This window comes from Corynebacterium sp. P4-C1, assembly GCF_030503595.1.
GTDB lineage: Bacteria > Actinomycetota > Actinomycetes > Mycobacteriales > Mycobacteriaceae > Corynebacterium.
This window is the reverse complement of sequence record NZ_CP129966.1, coordinates 1,012,082-1,030,028: the sequence shown is the minus strand read 5'-3', so window position 1 is coordinate 1,030,028 and position 17,947 is coordinate 1,012,082. Positions and strand designations below refer to the sequence as shown.

At 63.7% G+C, this 17,947-nt stretch carries 17 protein-coding genes and 1 tRNA gene; 8 read left to right on the top strand and 10 right to left on the bottom strand.

The features are described from left to right. Positions 1–79 precede the first annotated feature (79 nt). Both QYR03_RS04910 and QYR03_RS04905 read left to right on the top strand, forming a co-directional pair. Positions 80–439 (top strand): FKBP-type peptidyl-prolyl cis-trans isomerase, encoded by a 360-nt coding sequence (locus QYR03_RS04910; RefSeq protein ID WP_301713342.1) that lies wholly within the window; start codon positions 80–82, stop codon positions 437–439. Further along, on the top strand, positions 440–1,276 hold the full coding sequence (locus QYR03_RS04905) for an aldo/keto reductase (protein WP_301713341.1): 837 nt from the start codon (positions 440–442) through the stop codon (positions 1,274–1,276). It begins immediately after the preceding gene. A 208-nt stretch (positions 1,277–1,484) separates the two neighbouring features. Here the strand turns inward: QYR03_RS04905 and QYR03_RS04900 are convergent, their stop codons facing one another. Beyond that, positions 1,485–2,459, bottom strand: a complete 975-nt coding sequence (locus QYR03_RS04900) for a DUF1906 domain-containing protein (protein ID WP_301713340.1) — start codon at positions 2,457–2,459, stop codon at positions 1,485–1,487. Positions 2,460–2,561: 102 nt separating this feature from the next. Between QYR03_RS04900 and QYR03_RS04895 the strand changes: the two genes are divergently transcribed. From QYR03_RS04895 to panC, 3 genes are read left to right on the top strand one after another with little or no spacing between them, the layout of a single operon-like run. Continuing rightward, positions 2,562–3,020, top strand: a complete 459-nt coding sequence (locus QYR03_RS04895) for a hypothetical protein (RefSeq protein ID WP_301713339.1) — start codon at positions 2,562–2,564, stop codon at positions 3,018–3,020. Continuing rightward, on the top strand, positions 3,017–3,337 hold the full coding sequence (locus QYR03_RS04890; protein ID WP_301713338.1) for a transcriptional regulator: 321 nt from the start codon (positions 3,017–3,019) through the stop codon (positions 3,335–3,337). The genes QYR03_RS04895 and QYR03_RS04890 overlap by 4 nt, the downstream gene beginning before the upstream one ends. Then, positions 3,321–4,118, top strand: coding sequence for a pantoate--beta-alanine ligase (panC, locus tag QYR03_RS04885; RefSeq protein ID WP_301713337.1), 798 nt, complete (start codon positions 3,321–3,323; stop codon positions 4,116–4,118). The genes QYR03_RS04890 and panC overlap by 17 nt, the downstream gene beginning before the upstream one ends. A 3-nt stretch (positions 4,119–4,121) precedes the next feature. On the opposite strand, the gene panB is transcribed toward panC, so the two are convergent. From panB to QYR03_RS04865, 4 genes are read right to left on the bottom strand one after another with little or no spacing between them, the layout of a single operon-like run. Beyond that, a complete protein-coding gene (panB, locus tag QYR03_RS04880) occupies positions 4,122–4,940 on the bottom strand; it encodes a 3-methyl-2-oxobutanoate hydroxymethyltransferase (protein ID WP_259851896.1) in 819 nt (272 codons plus the stop codon). A gap of 31 nt (positions 4,941–4,971) precedes the next feature. Beyond that, entirely contained in the window at positions 4,972–5,838 is an 867-nt protein-coding gene (locus tag QYR03_RS04875) for an ABC transporter ATP-binding protein (protein ID WP_301713336.1), read from the bottom strand. Positions 5,839–5,843: 5 nt separating this feature from the next. Beyond that, the gene (locus tag QYR03_RS04870) at positions 5,844–6,929 is read right to left on the bottom strand and encodes an iron ABC transporter permease (RefSeq protein ID WP_259851898.1); all 1,086 of its coding nucleotides are present in this window, start codon (positions 6,927–6,929) and stop codon (positions 5,844–5,846) included. 26 nt (positions 6,930–6,955) lie between these two features. Further along, complete coding sequence (locus tag QYR03_RS04865) at positions 6,956–8,134, bottom strand: ABC transporter substrate-binding protein (RefSeq protein WP_301713335.1); 1,179 nt, start codon at positions 8,132–8,134, stop codon at positions 6,956–6,958. Positions 8,135–8,287: 153 nt separating this feature from the next. Here QYR03_RS04865 and QYR03_RS04860 point away from each other — a divergent pair, with 153 nt between their 5' ends. Together QYR03_RS04860 and QYR03_RS04855 are read left to right on the top strand one after the other, a co-directional pair. Continuing rightward, positions 8,288–9,073, top strand: coding sequence for a hypothetical protein (locus QYR03_RS04860; RefSeq protein WP_301713334.1), 786 nt, complete (start codon positions 8,288–8,290; stop codon positions 9,071–9,073). An 80-nt stretch (positions 9,074–9,153) separates the two neighbouring features. Continuing rightward, a tRNA-Arg gene (locus tag QYR03_RS04855) sits at positions 9,154–9,226 on the top strand. Between the two features lie 12 nt (positions 9,227–9,238). Here the strand turns inward: QYR03_RS04855 and QYR03_RS04850 are convergent. From QYR03_RS04850 to QYR03_RS04830, 5 genes are all read right to left on the bottom strand, one after another. Continuing rightward, positions 9,239–10,447, bottom strand: a complete 1,209-nt coding sequence (locus tag QYR03_RS04850; RefSeq protein ID WP_301713333.1) for a Fic family protein — start codon at positions 10,445–10,447, stop codon at positions 9,239–9,241. A 123-nt stretch (positions 10,448–10,570) separates the two neighbouring features. Then, a complete protein-coding gene (locus QYR03_RS04845; protein WP_259851902.1) occupies positions 10,571–10,852 on the bottom strand; it encodes a glutaredoxin domain-containing protein in 282 nt (93 codons plus the stop codon). Between the two features lie 3 nt (positions 10,853–10,855). Continuing rightward, positions 10,856–11,374, bottom strand: a complete 519-nt coding sequence (locus QYR03_RS04840; RefSeq protein WP_259851904.1) for a dihydrofolate reductase — start codon at positions 11,372–11,374, stop codon at positions 10,856–10,858. A gap of 2 nt (positions 11,375–11,376) precedes the next feature. Then, a complete protein-coding gene (locus QYR03_RS04835; RefSeq protein WP_301713332.1) occupies positions 11,377–12,183 on the bottom strand; it encodes a thymidylate synthase in 807 nt (268 codons plus the stop codon). Positions 12,184–12,236: 53 nt separating this feature from the next. Beyond that, positions 12,237–13,010, bottom strand: a complete 774-nt coding sequence (locus QYR03_RS04830; protein WP_301713331.1) for a 3'(2'),5'-bisphosphate nucleotidase CysQ — start codon at positions 13,008–13,010, stop codon at positions 12,237–12,239. Positions 13,011–13,161: 151 nt separating this feature from the next. On the opposite strand from QYR03_RS04830, the gene QYR03_RS04825 reads away from it, so the two are divergent. Further along, positions 13,162–17,922, top strand: a complete 4,761-nt coding sequence (locus tag QYR03_RS04825; protein ID WP_301713330.1) for a DEAD/DEAH box helicase — start codon at positions 13,162–13,164, stop codon at positions 17,920–17,922. Positions 17,923–17,947: the final 25 nt, after the last annotated feature.

Here is a 17,947-nt window from a genome sequence, read left to right as displayed (position 1 = left end):
CGACGGTGTCGCGTTTTTGCGTGGGGGACGTATCTTGCCCTCCATGTTTCCGGCACCGAATGTCAAGGAGAATCTTTTTATGGACAAGCCGACCATCGACGTACCCAATGCGCCGGCACCCACGGACCTCGTGATCGAAGACCTCGTCATCGGGGAGGGCGAAGAAGCGCAAGCTGGTGGCATGGTCAAGGTCCACTACCTGGGTGTGGATTACAAGACCGGTGATGAGTTCGACAGTTCGTGGGACCGCGGCGAAGCAGCCGAGTTCCCGCTCGCCGGCCTCATCGAGGGCTGGCAGGAAGGCATCCCGGGCATGAAGGTCGGCGGCCGCCGCCAGCTGACCATCCCGCCGGAGAAGGCCTACGGCCCGGCGGGTGGCGGGCACCCGCTGTCCGGCCGCACCCTGATCTTCGTCATCGATTTGCTCGAGGCGAATTAAATGGCGGCCGCTGAGTTTTTCACGCTGAACAGCGGCGCCACCATGCCCCGGCTGGGGCTGGGCACGTACAAGCTCGACGGGCCCGCATCCGACACGGTCGCGCTCGTCCGCCGGGCGGTTGAAGTTGGCTACCGCCACTTCGACACCGCATCGCTGTACGGCAACGAGGAAGCAGTCGGGCAAGCGCTTAACGACGCAATCCGCGCCGGCGACGTCTCCCGCGAAGACCTTTTTGTCACCTCGAAGGTGTGGAACGACGATCAGCCGCGCGCTGCTGAGGCTTTCGGTGAATCCCTGAAGCGGATGGGGCTGGAATACCTGGACCTGTTCATGGTGCACTGGCCGTGGCCGCAAAACGGCACGTTCGTCGACGCCTACCGCGCGCTGATCGACGTCCGCGATCGCGGCGATCTCGTCTCCGTCGGCGTGGCGAATTTCTACGAGGAGACCCTCGACGAGATCATTGAGGCCACCGGCACCGCCCCCGCGGTCAACCAGGTGGAGCTGCACACCGGGTTCACTCAGCCGGAGCTGCGCGACTACCACGTCGCCCACGGCATTCTCACCGAGGCATGGGCGCCGCTGGGCAGGGGAGAGATCCTCGCTGAGCCCGCGATCACCGAGATCGCCGAGGCCCACGACGCCACCCCGGGCCAGATCGCCTTGGCGCACCTGCTCGCCCACGGCATCTCGGTCATTCCGAAGACAGCCAACCAGGAGCGTCTCGCGGAGAACTTCGGTGCCCTCGACGTCGCGCTCAGCGGCGAAGACGTCGCCTGCCTTGATCAGGTGCAGGGGAGCCGCCAGTCCAAGGACCCGCGGGAGTTCCCGGGGTAGGCCTGCGGGTTCGTCTTGGTGCGTTCATCCTGCGGGTTCATCTTGGTGCGTACATTTCTGTGCGGCCAGGTCCGCATCAACTAAACCGCAGAAACTGAACCGCATCAACTGACAAGCCGCCCGACCTCATCTGAGGCAGGGCGGCTTTTTCAACGGTCCATGCAGAACTGTCCATGACGGTCAGTTCATGCAGATCATGCAGAGTAGGTTACTTGATGAACTGGCGCGCGAATTCTGCGGCGTTCTTGATGTCCTGCGCATCGATGTTGCGTGCGAAGTTCTGGGCCTCCGACGACATCCCCTGCGGAGTGGGGTTGGAGGAGAAGTCCGGCACCGACGAATTCTCCGGGATGCGGTAGTCGGGAGCTGGCTGCGGCTGCGCTTGAGACTGCGAATTCGGCTGAGGCTGTGCGGCAGGTGCCGGGGTGCTGCTCCGGCCGGGTTTCCACTGGCCCCAGTCTGCGGTGTAGACGTTGTTGATGTCGCACAGGTGGCCGTCGATGTGCTTCTGCCATCCGGCTTTCTGGTGGATATTCGCCCGCGGGTGCAGCTTGCCTTGCGAACCCCAATCGTGCTGCCAGAAATACGTGCCGATGCCGTCTTCAACGCACCACTGGATGGTGTTGTAGTTGCCGTACACACCGGTCTTCAAGCCTGCAGCTGTCAGTGCGACTTGGAAGGCGCGCAGGTAGGGGCGGATCTGGTTGGTGTACTGCTCGCGTGACGGATTGTCGTCGATGGCGACGTAGATGGGGACGCCGTTCGGGCCGCCTGCGGCGCGGTGGAGCTGGATCGCCTGCGGCGCGTGGACAGCGGCGCCTGCGGCACCGGTGAGCCAGTCGGCGGTGGTGGCACGTCCGAACTGGTACACCGAGGCGGTGAACAGTCCGTTGGCGGCGAGGTCCTGTGTCTCCGACAGGCGTACAGGCTTCGCCTTCATCCAGCTCACCGAGTCGGGGCGCGGCTGGGAGACATAGCGCACGGCACCCATGTGGCCCGCAACCCTGATCGAGCGTCCGGATGGCACGCCTGCTGCGTAGTCGAGGACGGTCCCCACAGGGGTCCGGTTCTGGGCGTCCGCGGACGGGATGCGGGACACACCGATGATGCCGGCCGTCCCGATAGCGGCGAATGCGGATACGCTACCCAGAAAGCGGCGGCGGGAAAATTTGGATGCAGTCACATGCGAAACAATAGCAGCATTAATTACAGCTATCCAGCGCAAAGTGGTGCGATTGCCTGAAGCCGCTTGTTTTCCAGTCGGGAAAGTGTCAGACTTGTCAATATGGAAAACAAGGGAGATGTGATGAACAAGGACGAGGTGAATGAATCGCTCGCGGCCGTCCGCGATATTGAGGCGCGCGCCGCGAGCGCGCCAATTCCGTGGGGCATGATCGTGGCCGTCGGACTGACATTCGGTTTCGGCCTCGGTCTTTTGCTTGCGGGCAATATGTGGGGTTTTCTCGCGCTTTTGGTTTCTCTCGGTGTGATCATTGCCCTGGAGAGCGGGAGTAGGCGCGCAGTCCGCACCGCGATGAAGCAGGACGTGCAGTCAGAAGAGAATTCGTGGAGCTGGAAGCGGTTCCTGTCGTTCATGGTGCTCTACACCATCGCGTATCTCGGGATGCAGATCTTCGCGGACCGCTACCCGGACGGGAACACACCGGTCGGCATCGTCGTGGGAATCATCGCCGCCGTCGCGATGATCGCCGGCTACGGCTTGACGTGGAGGAGGTTCCATTGATCGATCCGGTTATTCACCCCCTCAACCGTCTGAAGATCTGTGCGGCGCTGCGTGCCGGCGGTGCGACGGAAGGCACGACTCGCCGCGAAATGAAATTCTCCCGACTGCGCGACATCACCGATCTGTCGGATGCGACGTTGTCCAAACAGCTCAGCGTCCTAGAAGAGCACGGCTATGTCTCCCGATTCCGCGAATACGGGTCGTCCCGAGCCAAGGATACGGTGTGGGTGACTCTCACCAAGGCAGGGGAACGGGCCCTCGAAGGCCACCTCGACGCACTCAACCGATACGCTGAGCCGCATGACGCAACTGACTAGGACTCCGCAGGAGCTTGAAGCAGCGCTTATCGACGCCACCGGGGTCTCCCTCGTACCCACCATGGGTGCCCTGCACAGCGGGCACATCTCACTCGTCCGGGAAGCTCAGAAGGTGGGCAACCCGGTGGTGGTGAGCATCTTCGTCAACCCCCTGCAATTCGCGCCGGGGGAAGACCTGGATGCGTACACGCGTACCCTCGAGGAGGATCTCAGAAAGCTCGAAGCCGAGGGAGTGGAGGCAGTCTTCGCGCCGAGCGTGTCGACAATGTACCCCCACGGCCCCCGCACCACGATCCACCCGGGACCGCTCGGATCGGTGTTGGAGGGAAAGACTCGGCCGACGCATTTCGGCGGCGTGCTCACCGTGGTGGCCAAGTTGTTCATGCTCACCGGCGCGACCGACGCATTCTTCGGGGAGAAGGACTACCAGCAGCTGGCTCTCATCCGACAGATGGTTGAGGACCTGCACCTGCCGGTGCGCGTTCACGGCTGCCCGATCGTGCGCGAAGACGACGGGCTCGCGCTATCTTCGCGCAACCGCTACCTGAGCGATGGGGAGCACGAGGCGGCGCTGGCGCTATCGCGTGCGCTCGCAACCGGGAGTTACGACGCGGCATTGGCACAGCTCAAGGCGGCGGAGGGGATCGACCTCGATTACTTGGCTGTTACCACTCCGGGGCTCGAGGAACTGCCGGAAGGCTACGCAGGACCCGCACGCCTGCTCGTCGCCGCGAAGGTGGGGCAGACCCGCCTCATCGACAACACCGAAATCCAGGTCTAAGCCTTAGAAGGTGTGCTCGTCCGCGGGGAATTCGCCCTCGTGGACGGCGCGCTTGTAATCGGCGGCGGCTGCGCCGAGCGCCTCGCCGACCGCGCCGAATTGGCGCACGAAACGCGCGCGGTGGCCGCCGGCAGGGAAGTCAGCCAGGTCGTGCCAGACCAGCACCTGGGCGTCAGTGTCCGGGCCAGCGCCAATACCGATGGTGGGCACCGGGCACGATGCGGTGAGCTCCCCGGCGAGGTCCGCCGGGACCATTTCGAAGACCACCATGTCCGCGCCCGCCTCGACCACGGCCTCGGTATCGGCGCGCAGCTGATCAGCGCTGTCGTCGCGCCCCTGGACCTTGAAGCCGCTTAAGTTGTCGACGGACTGCGGGGTGAAGCCCACGTGGGCGCACACGGCGAGGCCGGCATTCTTCAGGGCCGTAATACGCGGGGCGATACGGACGCCGCCTTCGAGCTTGACCATGTGGGCGCCGCTGCGGCGGACCATCTCGGTGGCGCTGAGCACGCACTGCTCGTCGGACGCCTCGTAACTGCCGAAGGGGAGGTCAGCCACCACGAGTGCATTGCCGGCGCCACGCACGACAGCGGCGGCGAGGTAGGCCATCTCGTCCAGCGAGACCTGGTTAGTGGTCTCGTAGCCGTAGACGACATTCGCGGCGGAATCGCCGACGAGCATGCATTCGATGCCGGCTTCGGCGAAAACGCGGGCGGTGGAGTAGTCATACGCCGTGAGCATCGCCCACTTCTCACCGTCGCGCTTCTTCTGCTTCAGGTCCGCGACCCGGACTTTCTTGGTTGGGGCCAGATATCCAGTCATAAACACAGTTTAGGCGGACGGCATCGCCCCTCTAGCCACGGGCGGTGGAGATAGCCTCGATCACTTCGGGGTCCGCCACCGCAGGGTCGACCATGGCCGGTTCGTCCGAGCTGATCTCTGTCGGGTTCTCGTGGCGCGGCAGTCGCAGCACCGGGCACACGATGGGCACGCCAGCATCGTTGATGATGCGGGCGCTGATCCCGTAGACGCGCTCGAGCAGGTCCGGAGTGAGCACCTCGGCCGGTGTGCCCTTCGCGATGGCGTGGCCGTCCTTGATCACCAACAGCTCATCGCAGAAGCGCGCCGCCAAATTCAGGTCGTGGAGGGCGACGAGCGCCTGACGGTCCTCACCTCGCACCTCGTCCTGGATGATCTGCAGCAGCTCCACCTGGTGGCGGAGGTCGAGGGCGGACGTCGGCTCGTCGAGAAGCATGATGCGCGGGGAACGCACCAGCATCTGAGCGACGGCGACCAGCTGACGCTGGCCTCCCGACATGTCGGAGATCATGCGGTCCGACAGCTTCGTGATACCCAGGCGGTGCATGACTTCGGCGGTCTTCTGCAGCGCGTTGTCGGTGCCTTTGCCGCGGCGGCGCGCGGACACCATGACCGATTCGAAGGCGGTGAGTGTGGCGCGCGACAGCATGTCCTGTGGCACGTAACCGACGGCGCTCACGCGCTCCTTCGCGGAGAGCCCGCGGCCGCCGACGACGATGTCCGTGCTGCCTTCCGAGGGCTTATTGATGCCCGCGAGGGTCTTCACCAACGTCGATTTGCCGGCGCCGTTCGGGCCGATGAGGCCGGTGATCTTGCCGTCCTCGAGCGGGCCGAAGGTCATGTCGTTGATGATCGTGGCCCGGCCGTACCGCACCGTGAGGTTTGTTGCGCTGATTGCCATCGGGCTTAAGCACTCCTTCCACGAGAGCGGGTGAAGATCAGGAACACGAAGAACGGTACGCCAACCAGCGAGGTGATGATTCCGAGGGGGATGGCCACACCCGGGATGATCGACAGCGACACAGCGTACGCGAGGCTCATCAGCATCGCGCCGGCCGCGGCCGCGCCGGGCAGGAAGAATTTCTGGTCCTCGCCGACGATCATGCGGGCGATGTGGGGGCCGACTAGGCCGATGAATCCGATGATGCCGGTGAACGCGACGGAAGCCGCAGCGAGCAGGGAAGCTACCAACAAGGTGGTCACGCGCAGGCGCTGGACATTGATGCCCATGGCTGCGGCGCGGTCGTCGCCGAGTCTCAGCGCGGTGAGGCGCCAGGAATTGACCACGCAGAAGGGGATCGCGGCGGCGAGCACGACGGCGATGACGATATTCGCGGTCCACGACGCTCGGTGCATGGAGCCCATCGTCCAGAAAACGATCTGCTGCAGCGCCTCGTTGCTGGCCACGTACTGCAGTAGCGACAGGACAGCCTGGAAGAAGAAAGACAGCGCGATGCCGAGCAGGATCATTGACTCCGCGTTCGCCCCGCGCCAAATGGCCGCACCCGCGATGATCAGCACCGCGAACAGTGCGGCCAGTGCGGCGGTGAGCGCCAGATTCAGCTGCGCGTTCAGGATGAGCGTCCAGCCCATCACGATGGAGATCGCCGCACCCAGCGCGGCCGCGGCGGAGATACCGAGCGTGAACGGCTCCGCCAGCGGGTTGTCCAGGATAGTCTGCATCTGCGCGCCGGACAAGCCCAGCGATGCCCCGACCAGCACCGCCATCACCGCGGCAGGCAGACGCAGCGTGCGCACGATGGTCTCGGTCTGTTGGTCGACGGAGTCGGGGGAGAAGACGGCGCGGAAGACGTCGCTAAGCGAAAGATCGATGGGCCCAACGACCACCGCAACGAGGAAGCTGACAATCGCCGCGGCGATGAGGAGGGCGATGGAGATCGCTTTTCGACGTCCCCGGCGACGGTAACTTTCTATCGCACGGTCCGGCGAATCCTCCCGCGGGTCAGTGTCAGGCGCTACGCGTGTGGTCATTGAGCTCTTTCGTGTCGGTTGCTCGGCTACTTAGCTTCGTAGCCGTCGAGGAAGAATGTGCCGCTGTACTCGATCGGCATCCACTCGGCATGGAAGTCCTGGAAGTCCTTCGCCGGGTCCAAGTCCTCGAATTCTTCGGGGTGGAGCCACTTGGCGAATGCCTCGAGCGCGAACACGTTGTACGGGCTGTCGTAGAACTGATGGTAGACGGCGAAGTAATCGCCCTCCTTCGGGGCCGTCAGTTGTTCCATGCCCGGTCCGTTCAGCGGGCCGCCGAAGGAGTCCTTCGCCACTGCCTCGTCGGCCTGGTAGCCCAGCTCAACGTGGCTGAATGCATCGGACTTCTGCGGGTCGCTCGCCCACTCGCCGCCGGAAACGATGAGCTTGTCCGGGTTGGTCTCGACGAGCTTTTCCGGGGTGATCGCTGTTTCATCGGTACCCAAGATCTCCGGGCCGATATTGTGACCGCCTGCCGCGGTGACGAGCTTGCCCAGGTTCGCGTCGCCCGCGATGGAGCAGCAGTCCTTGAAGCCGGCGGCCATCCACACAGCGGTCTTCGGCTTCTCCGTCGTCTTCGCCACACGGTCGGTGATGTCCTTGACCTTGTCGGCCCAGAATTTGTTGTAGCTTTCAGCGCGGTCGGACTTGCCGAAGATATCGCCGAAGAGCTTCATGGACACCTCGGTGTTGTTCAGCGGGTCCTGGCGGAAGTCAGTGAACACGTACTTCAGGCCCACTGCATCCATATCAGCCAAAAAGCCGTTCTGCTCAGCGACCTTCTTCTGGTCCAGTGTCATGACGACCACATCCGGTTTCTGCGCCAGCAGGTTCTCGACGGTGACATCGCCCTTCTGCAGGGAGCCGATCACCGGCAGATCCTTGGCCTCCGGAGACTTCTCCAGGAGCTTCTCGCGCATCGCCGGGGCGGCGCTTTCGAGGTCGTCGCCGTACGCCACGACCTTCTCGAACGGGTCGTCCTGCAGGATCGACGTGGCGAAGACACCGCGGCCCTCGGCGAGGAGGATGCGCTCCGGCTGCTTGTCGAATTCGACGGTGCGGCCAGCCGCGTCCGTGACAGTGAGAGCCGTCTCGCCCGAGTTTCCGCCGTCAGCGTTGCCGCTGCTCGATTCGGAGGAGCAGCTGGCGAGACCGAGCACTGCCATGAACGAGAAGAGCAGTGCTGCGAGTGTGCGTGGAAAGTTCACGATCCACCTTTCATAGTAAGTAAGCCTAGGCTTAGTTTGCTTAACCCTTTGCATGGTAAGGCATGCCTAATTTGAAAACAAGAGTGTGCCCTAATTCGGTTTGTGGGGCGAGTTCCTCGGCCAATGGGTTCATGGGCACCTACCATGGGGCCCATGACGCATAGGACGCTGCCTTTCTCCCGCAGCCTGAAAGTTCTCGGAGCGACTACCGCCATCGCTGTGCTCATGACCGTTGCTGGCTGCAGCCCGGATAATCAGTCGGAATCGTCCACGTCTGCGCCGGCGGAAGGCAGCCCGGTTTCAACCTCTCAGGCAGAGGATGGAAAAGAAGGGGATGAGGAGGGGCTCAAGTCCGAGGCCTCGAAGAATCTCAACATGTCCCAATTGCTGGAGGGGGTCACGTACAAGGGGCAGCCGGTGGCCGTGCGCACGCCAGCGGAAATCGAAGACTACGTCCAGATGGAGCGGGATGCGATTGCGGATAATGCCGTCGATAATTTGAAGACGGATCCGCCGGAGTGCAAGGAGTTGTCGCGGGCAGCTTATGACAAAGTCGAGCCGGACAAGAAGACGCCTGAATCCTACGCGATGGCCGACTTGGGGGTCGATCAGTTCACGATTCTCGCATACCGCGCAGACATTGCGTACGACCCTTTCGCCGCGGATGTTCACGACCCCGAGAAATGCAGCGAGTTCACGCAAGAAATGCCCGGGTACTCGCAGCACGTCACTAGGGAGGCTCTCCCGTTCGAGGCCGATGCAGACAAAGGGAGCGCAACATTGCAGACTTCCGAGATAAGCGATGGCACTGTATCCAAGCTGTACAACGTCACGGCAGTGAAGGACGGGAACGTCATCCATGTCGCCGTCACCGATGACTCGGAGGAGTCCATCCACGCCGCCAACGAAACGCTTGACCAGATTCTGGAGCGGCTCTAGGCAGTCTTTGCCGGGGGGACGGGCAGTGCGGGGTGCTTCTTTCCTGCTGTGAAGGCCGTGCGGTAACGTAGCTTCTCGTTGCCCTAGTAGCTCAGTGGATAGAGCACGGCTCTCCTAAAGCCGGTGTCGGAGGTTCGATTCCTCTCTGGGGCGCAAATTTTTTGGTCAATTCAACCCCAGCACATCGAGGGCTTTTGGAGTTAGAGCGAGCTCCAAGGGGCGTTTCTTCACAGCAACGATAAGACCGTTTTCCTGGAGTTCCGTTACGTGATCGCGAACGGTATTCCAGGAACGGTTGAGGTATTCCTGCAAGTCTCTTGCTGCCACCGGCGCGTCGGGGCCGAAGAGCTTGGCTTGGCCAAGAATGAAGAGAATCTGGCTTTGGTTTTCGGGTAGTTCTACTTTCGCTACGTTCTCGCGAAGCGAATTCAGCAATGTCAGTTTTTCCGAAAGGGACTTCTCGAGCTGCTCTTGAGCGTCGGTCAAAATCGCGAGCATTTTAAGCAGGAAGAAGGTTCCTTCGCCCCGGTTGAGAGGTGCCTCCGTCTCCTCGAACGCTTTGTAGTACTTGGCGCGCTGGATGGAAAACTGGTGTGACACTGACATTGCAGTGGGGGCGGACAGCGCCTCAATTAGGGCGAAAGCCAAGAGAAAACGGCCGATGCGGCCGTTTCCGTCGTAGAACGGGTGAGTGAATTCGAACATGAAGTGCCCCATGAAAGCATTCACCAGGCGGTGGTTGTCCGCGCTTTGCGTAGCAAGGAAGGTCTCGAGTCTCGCGGTGATTTCGGCTTCGTCCGTCGGGGCGGCATGAATCTCTTTCTGCCCATCGTGAATCGAAACTGAGTGGGCACGGAATAACTGGCCGTCAGGCTTGTCGCTATCTGCAATCTCGTCGGCCAGGAGTTCGTCGTAAAGCGAGCGAAGCGCTTGTGGTGACTGGGGGAAGGCCCGTGCATCTTCCCGTGGAAAGAGCAGAGATGCGTACAAGGCCGCCATTTCACGAAATCGCTTGTGCGCGGTTGTCCGTGGTTGCCTCAGTGCTTCGGCGATTTCCTGGCGAGTGGAGCGAATGCCTTCGATGCTGTTCGTTGCCTTGATTTCTTCGATAAGGAGGCCACTCAGGTAGTGGCTCTTCGCGGCATCGGGAAGTGATGCCCACTTAGGGGCGATCTGCAGTTCGTTGCTCCACACCCGCTCAATCGCTTCAACGACCTCGTTCGTATGCACAACAAACAAGGGGTGGTTGCCCACGTTGAAGTCCCAGGTGACCGTTGCGGGCGAGGCAAGACGCAGCTCGTGCTGCTCCTTTGCGATTTTTTCACCGTGTTGATGGCTGTGGAAGACCTGTTTTAGCTGCTTATAAGGGCTCATGTTGCGAACTTCCCTGGTCGTCGGGGTGCAATTTAGGGACCCATCCTAAGTCCCTATTTTGCAAAAAACCCGCATTTTGAAAAATACGGGCTGGGGGAGAGGCTGGAAATTGCAGTTCTGGTTTTAGCTCAGCTCTGCGATCTTGGCCAGCACGTCGGCCGCCGGCGGATTGGTAGCGTGCGAGCCGTCGGAGTAGAGGACGGTGGGCACGATGCGGTTGCCGTCGTTGACGGACTCGATCCACTCGGAAAGGGCTTCAGTGCCGGGGGCATCGACATCGATGATGTCGACCGTGCCTTCCGCCAGATCCGCGCGGCGCAGATCCGCGATCAACCTGGCGCAGAACGGGCACCAAGATGTGGCGAAGACAGTGACAGGGGAGTTCGTCTCAGGGGTGGTTGCCATAGTTCATGAAGCCTTTCGTTCGAAGCGCTGGAAACAGTAGCTCAGAGGGGTGTCCTCCACGCCGGGCACAGTTGCGCGGCCCCGTTCGGAGGTGAGCCAGTCAGTTTGGCTGATCAGCTCGAAATCGTCGGTGATGCGCGGGGCGTGGACGGCATTGCCGGGGGTGAGGGGGGCCAAGGCGACGTCGATAAGCGTGCGCTCGATGACGTCTACCTCGTCGAGCGTGGCCTCGTAGAGCTGCGCCCCGCCGATGATCCACGCGTCGGTGTCGAAGTCCGGAAGGTCGCGGTAGACGTAAGCGCCCTTCGACCAATCACCTGCTTCGCGCGAGGAGATAATGATGTTCGCGCGACTCGGCAGCGGGGTAAGGGGCAGCGACTCCCAGGTGCGGCGGCCCATGACCACCGGGCTGCCCAGCGTCGTCTCCTTGAAGTGCTTCAGGTCCTCCGGCAGGTGCCACGGCATTCCCGTGCCGTCGCCGATGACCCCGTCCAGGGACTGTGCCCAGATAGCGCCGAGCATCACTACACCGAGACCTTGGCGGTGATCGTCGGGTGCGGGTTGTAGCCCGTGACCGCGATGTCCTTAAAGCCGTAACCGAAGATGGAATCCTTCTTTGTCAGTTCAAGTTGCGGGTAGGTGCGAGGTTCGCGCGAGAGTTGCTCTTTGACCTGCTCAACGTGGTCGTTGTAGATGTGGCAATCGCCGCCCGTCCAGATCAACTCGCCGACCTCGAGGCCCGCTTGCTGTGCGAACATGTGCGTCAGCAGCGCGTAGGAGGCGATGTTGAACGGCACGCCCAGGAACATGTCCGCCGAGCGCTGGTAGACCTGCATGGACAGTGTGCCGTCCGCGACATAGAGCTGGAAGAGCAAGTGGCACGGCATGAGCGCCATCTTGTCCAGCTCCGAGACATTCCACGCCGAGACCAGGTTGCGGCGCGACTCCGGATCCTTCTTCAACAGGTCGAGAGCGTTCTGGATCTGGTCGATGTGCTCGCCGTCCGGCGTCGGCCACGAACGCCACTGCACGCCGTAGACTGGGCCGAGCTCGCCGTTGTCATCCGCCCACTCGTTCCAGATGCGGATGTTGTTCTCCTGCAGCCAACGGACGTTGGAATCGCCCTTGAGGAACCACAAAAGCTCGCCGACCACACCTTTGAAATAGACCTTCTTCGTGGTCAACAGCGGGAAGGAATCGGCGAGGTTGTAGCGCAGCTGCTTACCGAAGACACTGATCGTGCCGGTGCCGGTGCGGTCTTCCTTCGGGGTTCCCGTCTCGAGAATCTCGCGCAGCAGGTCTTCGTACGGGGTCGGGATCGTCCCAGTCATTCACTCACTCTTCGTGTGGCTCGTTGTTGTGCCAGCGTCGTTCCGTCTCGCCGTTATTTGACGATGCCTTCGTAGCTGCCGTGCTCGCCCTTGTAGGCTGCAGCGTGCTCGAGAATCTCATCGGCGAGCTCGGGGCGGCAAATCAGGAGGTCCGGGATGTAGGTGTCTTCGTTGTTGAAGCGCACCTCACTGCCGTCGAGGCGGGAGGCGTGCAGGCCGGCTGCCTTGGCGACACCCACCGGTGCTGCCTGATCCCACTCGTACTGGCCGCCGGCGTGAATGTACGCGTCGTAGTCGCCGAGCAGCACGTGCATGGCCTTAGCGCCGGCGGAACCGATGCCGGCGGCTTCGAAGCCCATCTTCTCCGCGACGTATTTCGCCACCGCCGGCGGGCGGTTGTGCGACAGTGCGATTTTGCGGGACAGGGGGCCGGCGACATGGCGGACATCGGAAGACTTGAACACCACGCCCAAGTCCGGCAGGCCCACGGCGGCGTGGGTGGGCACACCGTTTTCCACCAGTGCGATGTGGACGGCCCAGTCCTGGCGGCCGGTGGCGAATTCCTTTGTGCCGTCGAGCGGGTCGACGATCCACACTCGCGGATTGTCCAGGCGGGACAGGTCGTCGACCGCTTCCTCGGACAGAAAGCCGTCTTCCGGGCGGTGCTGGGCCAGCACGCGCGCGATCCAGTTCTGGGCGAGGTCGTCGCCCGCCTCGCCGAGCTCCCGGCCGCGGAGGAGGCCGACGCCGCGGATGCCCTTGAGGATCTCGCCAGTGCCGAGCGCAATCAGGTTAGTCAACCGTGAGTCCGAGTACGTTGCCGTCATGGCCTAGACCTTACCGCGTGCGCGCTGTCCGCGTGTGCCGCGGCCGACTGCTTCTGCGGCGCAACATAACACTTAACTTCCCACATAACATCCCACAAGTGTTAAGTAGTGGGAAGTCAAGTGTTATGTTCCGGCCGTCTAAGGTGAAGGCGTGCCTGACAGACCTTCTGACCGACCTTCAAGCGGGGAGACTGGTTGCATTCTCGACCGCTTCCACCCGCAGGTGGCCACGTGGTTCGAGGAGGTCTTCGCCGCACCCACGCCGGTGCAGGAGCAGGCGTGGAAATCGATCTCGGAGGGGGAGAACACCCTCGTCGTAGCCCCCACTGGTTCAGGCAAGACGCTCGCGGCGTTTCTCTGGTCGCTGAATTCGATGGTGCAGCGTTCCGGCCAGCAAGCCCTGCATTTCGACGACAACGCTGCTCTCCAGCGCACCACCCAGGGCACCCGCGACGGTGTGCGGGTGCTGTACATCTCCCCGCTGAAAGCACTCGGCGTGGATGTGGAGAACAACCTCCGCGCGCCGTTGACCGGCATCGCCCGGGTGGCCCAGCGGATGGATTTGGAGATGCCGGATATCTCCGTCGCGGTGCGCTCCGGCGATACCCCGCAGGCGGAGCGCAACCGGCAGGCCCGTAAGCCGCCGGACATTCTCATCACCACCCCGGAGAGCCTCTATTTGATGCTCACTTCCAAGGCCGCGGGGATCCTGAAGACGGTGGACACAGTCATTGTCGACGAGATCCACGCGCTCGCCGGCACCAAGCGCGGCGTGCATTTGGCGCTGTCGTTGGAGCGCCTCCGTCGATTAGCAGGCGATTTCCAGCGCATCGGCCTGTCCGCGACGGTGCGCCCGCTGGATGCGGTGGCGAATTTCCTGGGCGAGCGCACCACCATCGTGAACCCGCCCGCGGAAAAGAAGTGGAAGCTCGATGTCCACGTCCCCGTCGAGGACATGAGCGACCTGCCCGTTCCTGAGGAAGGCTCGCCGATCGGGGACGCCGTAATCGACACCTCGGCCATCTCCGACGACATCCTCGATTTCAACTTGGACGGGCCGGAAGAGAAGAAAGACCTTGCTCCGCCGCCGACACCGGGCCAGTCATCGATCTGGCCGCACATCGAGCAGCAGCTGTACCAGGAAGTGATGGCGCACCAGTCGACCATCGTCTTCGTCAATTCGCGCCGCACGGCGGAACGCCTGACCAGCAGGCTCAACGAGATTTGGGCGACGGAGCACGACCCGGAGGCGCTCAGCCCGCAGACGCGGCGCCCGCCGGCGCAGCTGATGAAATCCGTGGACACAGCCGGTACCGCGGCGCCGGTGATCGCGCGCGCCCACCACGGGTCGGTGTCCAAGGAGGAGCGCCTGGCCACGGAGACCGCGCTGAAGGAGGGAACCCTGCGAGCGGTGGTGTCCACCAGCTCGTTGGAGCTTGGCATCGACATGGGTGCGGTCGACTTGGTCGTCCAGGTCGAGTCGCCGCCGAGTGTCGCATCCGGCCTGCAGCGCGTGGGCCGCGCCGGGCACTCGGTGGGGGCGGTGTCGGAAGGCTCCTTTTACCCCAAACACCGCTCCGATCTGGTCCAAACAGCGGTGACTGTTCCGCGTATGCGGGAAGGTCTGATCGAGGAGCTGCACACCCCGAAGAGTCCGCTTGACGTGCTCGCCCAGCAGACCGTCGCGGCCGTCGCCGTCGAGGACATCGAGCTCGACGATTGGTACGGGACCGTCACCCGCGCCTGGCCCTACCACGACCTGGCCCGGGAAGTTTTCGACGCGGTGATCGACCTCGTCATCGGCATCTACCCGTCGACGGACTTCGCGGAGTTGCGTCCCCGCGCCATTCTCGACGGCACGACACTCAAGGCCCGCCCCGGCGCCCAGCGCGTCGCCGTCACCAACGCCGGCACCATCCCGGACCGCGGCATGTTCGGAGTCTTCCTCGTCGGCACTGATGCGGAAGGAGGCGTGCCCAGACGCGTCGGCGAGCTCGACGAGGAGATGGTCTACGAGTCCCGTGTCGGCGATGTGTTCACCCTCGGCGCTTCCAGCTGGCGCATCGAGAACATCACCCGCGACCAAGTGCAGGTCTCTCCCGCGCCGGGGCACACTGGGCGACTGCCGTTCTGGAACGGCGACAGCGCCGGCAGGCCGTACGAGCTCGGTCTCGCGCTCGGCGCATTCCGCCGCGAAGCGAAGTCGGACCCGGGCATCATAGACGCCAGCCTGGACGGGTACGCGCATGACAACCTGCAGAAATACCTCGCGGAGCAGGAGGAAGCCACCGGCGTCGTGCCGGACGAGAAGACACTGGTGCTCGAGCGGTTCACCGACGAGCTGGGGGATTGGCGCGTGGTGCTGCACACCCCGTTCGGTAAGGGCGTCAACGCCGCGTGGGCGCTGGCGACGGGGTGGCGCGTGGCACAAGAGACAGGCATGGACGCCCAAGCGGTCGCAGGCGACGACGGCATCGTGCTGCGTCTCCCGCAGGGGGAGAAGGAGCCCGATGGGTCGATTTTCGCTTTCGAAGCCGACGAGATCGCGGACATCGTCACCGAGCAGGTGGGCAATTCCGCACTGTTCGCCTCCCGCTTCCGCGAGTGCGCCGCCCGCGCGCTGCTCCTGCCGCGCCGCAATCCGGGCAAGCGCGCACCGCTCTGGCAGCAGCGCCAGCGTGCGGAGCAGCTTCTCGACGTCGCCCGCAATTACCCGTCTTTCCCCATCATTCTCGAGACAGTCCGCGAGTGCCTCCAGGACGTTTACGATTTGACGTCGCTGCAGGACGTGATGCGCAGCCTGGCCACCCGCCGCATCCGTATTGCCGAGGTGACCACTGACCAGCCGAGCCCGTTCGCGTCGAGCCTGCTGTTCAACTACACCGGCGCGTTCATGTACGAGGGCGACACACCGCTCGCGGAAAAACGCGCCACCGCCCTCGCACTCGACCCGTCTTTGCTCGCGAAATTGCTCGGCACCGTGGAGCTGCGCGAGCTTCTCGACGCCGACGTCATCGCCGACGTCGATGCCTCCCTGCGTCGACTCGGAAAGGCCGAGACCTCCGAACAATTCGCCGACACGCTCCGCATCGTCGGACCCATTCCCGTCGACGAACTCGAGCTCTACACCTCGGTTCCCGCCGTGGCACTCGAAGAGAATCTGGGCAAGCGCATGATGCGCGTGCGCATCGGTGGCCGTGAGCATCTCGCCCAAGCGCTCGACGCGCCATTGCTTCGCGACGGCCTCGGTGTCCCCGTCCCTCCCGGCATCGCCGCCCAGGTGGCCACGATCCCGGACGCGCTCAGCCAACTGGTCAGCCGGTGGGTGCGCACACGCGGCCCGTTCACCCTGCGCGACTTCGCCGCCGCATTCGGTCTGTCCGTCGGTGCCTCCTATGAGACACTGAAGCGCCTCATCGAAGACGGCAAGGTCATTGAGGGCCGTTACCGCCAGGGCGTCGACGAGCAGGAATACATGGGGGCAGATGTCCTGCGCATCGTGCGCACCCGCTCCCTCGCGGCGGCGCGGGCCCAGACACGGCCTGTGTCCCAGTCAGCGCTCGGGCGTTTCATGCCCGCCTGGCTCAATGTCGCGCCTGCCGGTGTCCGCCCGTCCCTCCGCGGGGCGGACGGGGTCTTCTCCGTTATTGAGCAGCTGGCCGGAGTCCGCCTGCCGGCGAGCGCCTGGGAGTCGATGATTCTGCCCAGCCGCGTGGGCGACTATTCACCGGAGATGCTGGATGAGCTCACTCTCTCCGGCGAAGTGCAGATTGTCGGCGCGGGCAAGGCCGGATCGCGGGATCCGTGGATCATGCTGCTGCCCGCCGACTACGCCGCCCAGCTCATCCCCGTGCCGGAGGAACCGCTGTTGAGCCTGACCCAGCAGCGGGTCATGGAGAAGATCGACGCCGGCGGCGGCTACCTGTTCACGGACCTGCTCGGTCCGGCGAGCGAGGCTTCCACCACCGCCGAGGAGCTCCGCGAGTCCATGTGGGACCTGGTGGAGGCAGGGCTGATCTCACCTGACTCCTTCGCCCCGATCCGCGCCCGCTTGGCCGGGGGAAAGCACGGCAAGACGGCGCACCGCGCGAAGCGGAGGCCGGCGAGAAGCCGCATCCGCTCGGGCCGCACGACGTTCGCCACCGTGACCCCGCCGGACATGACGGGACGCTGGGCTGCGACGCCCACTCCCGACACCGACGCCACGCAGCGCTCCGTCGCACACGGCGAGGCGTGGCTCGACCGCTACGGCGTGGTCACCCGCGGCAGCATCGTCGCCGAAGATGTCCTCGGCGGTTTCGCGCTGGCCTACAAGACTCTGTCCGGCTTCGAGGAATCCGGCCAGGCGTTGCGCGGCTACCTCGTCGAAGGGCTCGGCGCGGCGCAGTTCTCCACGCCCGCCACCATCGACCGTCTGCGCGGCTACCAGGACTCGGACGACCTCGTCGGATGGCCGTCCGGCACCAAAGAACCGAAGGTCTACGTGCTCGCCGCGACCGACCCCGCTAACCCGTACGGCGCGGCGCTGCCGTGGCCCGAAAGCGGCCCCACCCGCTCGGCTGGTGCGCTGGTCGTGCTTATCGACGGCCTGCTCGCTGCCCACATCACCCGCGGCGGTAAGACCATGACCACCTTCTTCGAAGGCTTCCCGGAAGGGGTGGGGGAGGAAACGGAGCTTTTGGCCATGGTGATCGGCGCGCTTGCCGATGCCGTCGCGCAGGGCCGTCTGAGTCCGCTTGTTGTGGAGAAGTACAACGGTGGACCGGCCTTCGGGCTGAAGAACTACGGCGCGGCACCATCCCCGCGCGGCGCGAAGATCGGCGGGAAGGCCGTCTCCCCGCGGAAGCGGCGCGGAAGGAGTGTAGCCGAGGCGTTGGAGGAACTTGATGGGAATCTGAATTTCGACGATTGACGGGGGATTCAACTTATCCCTAGGA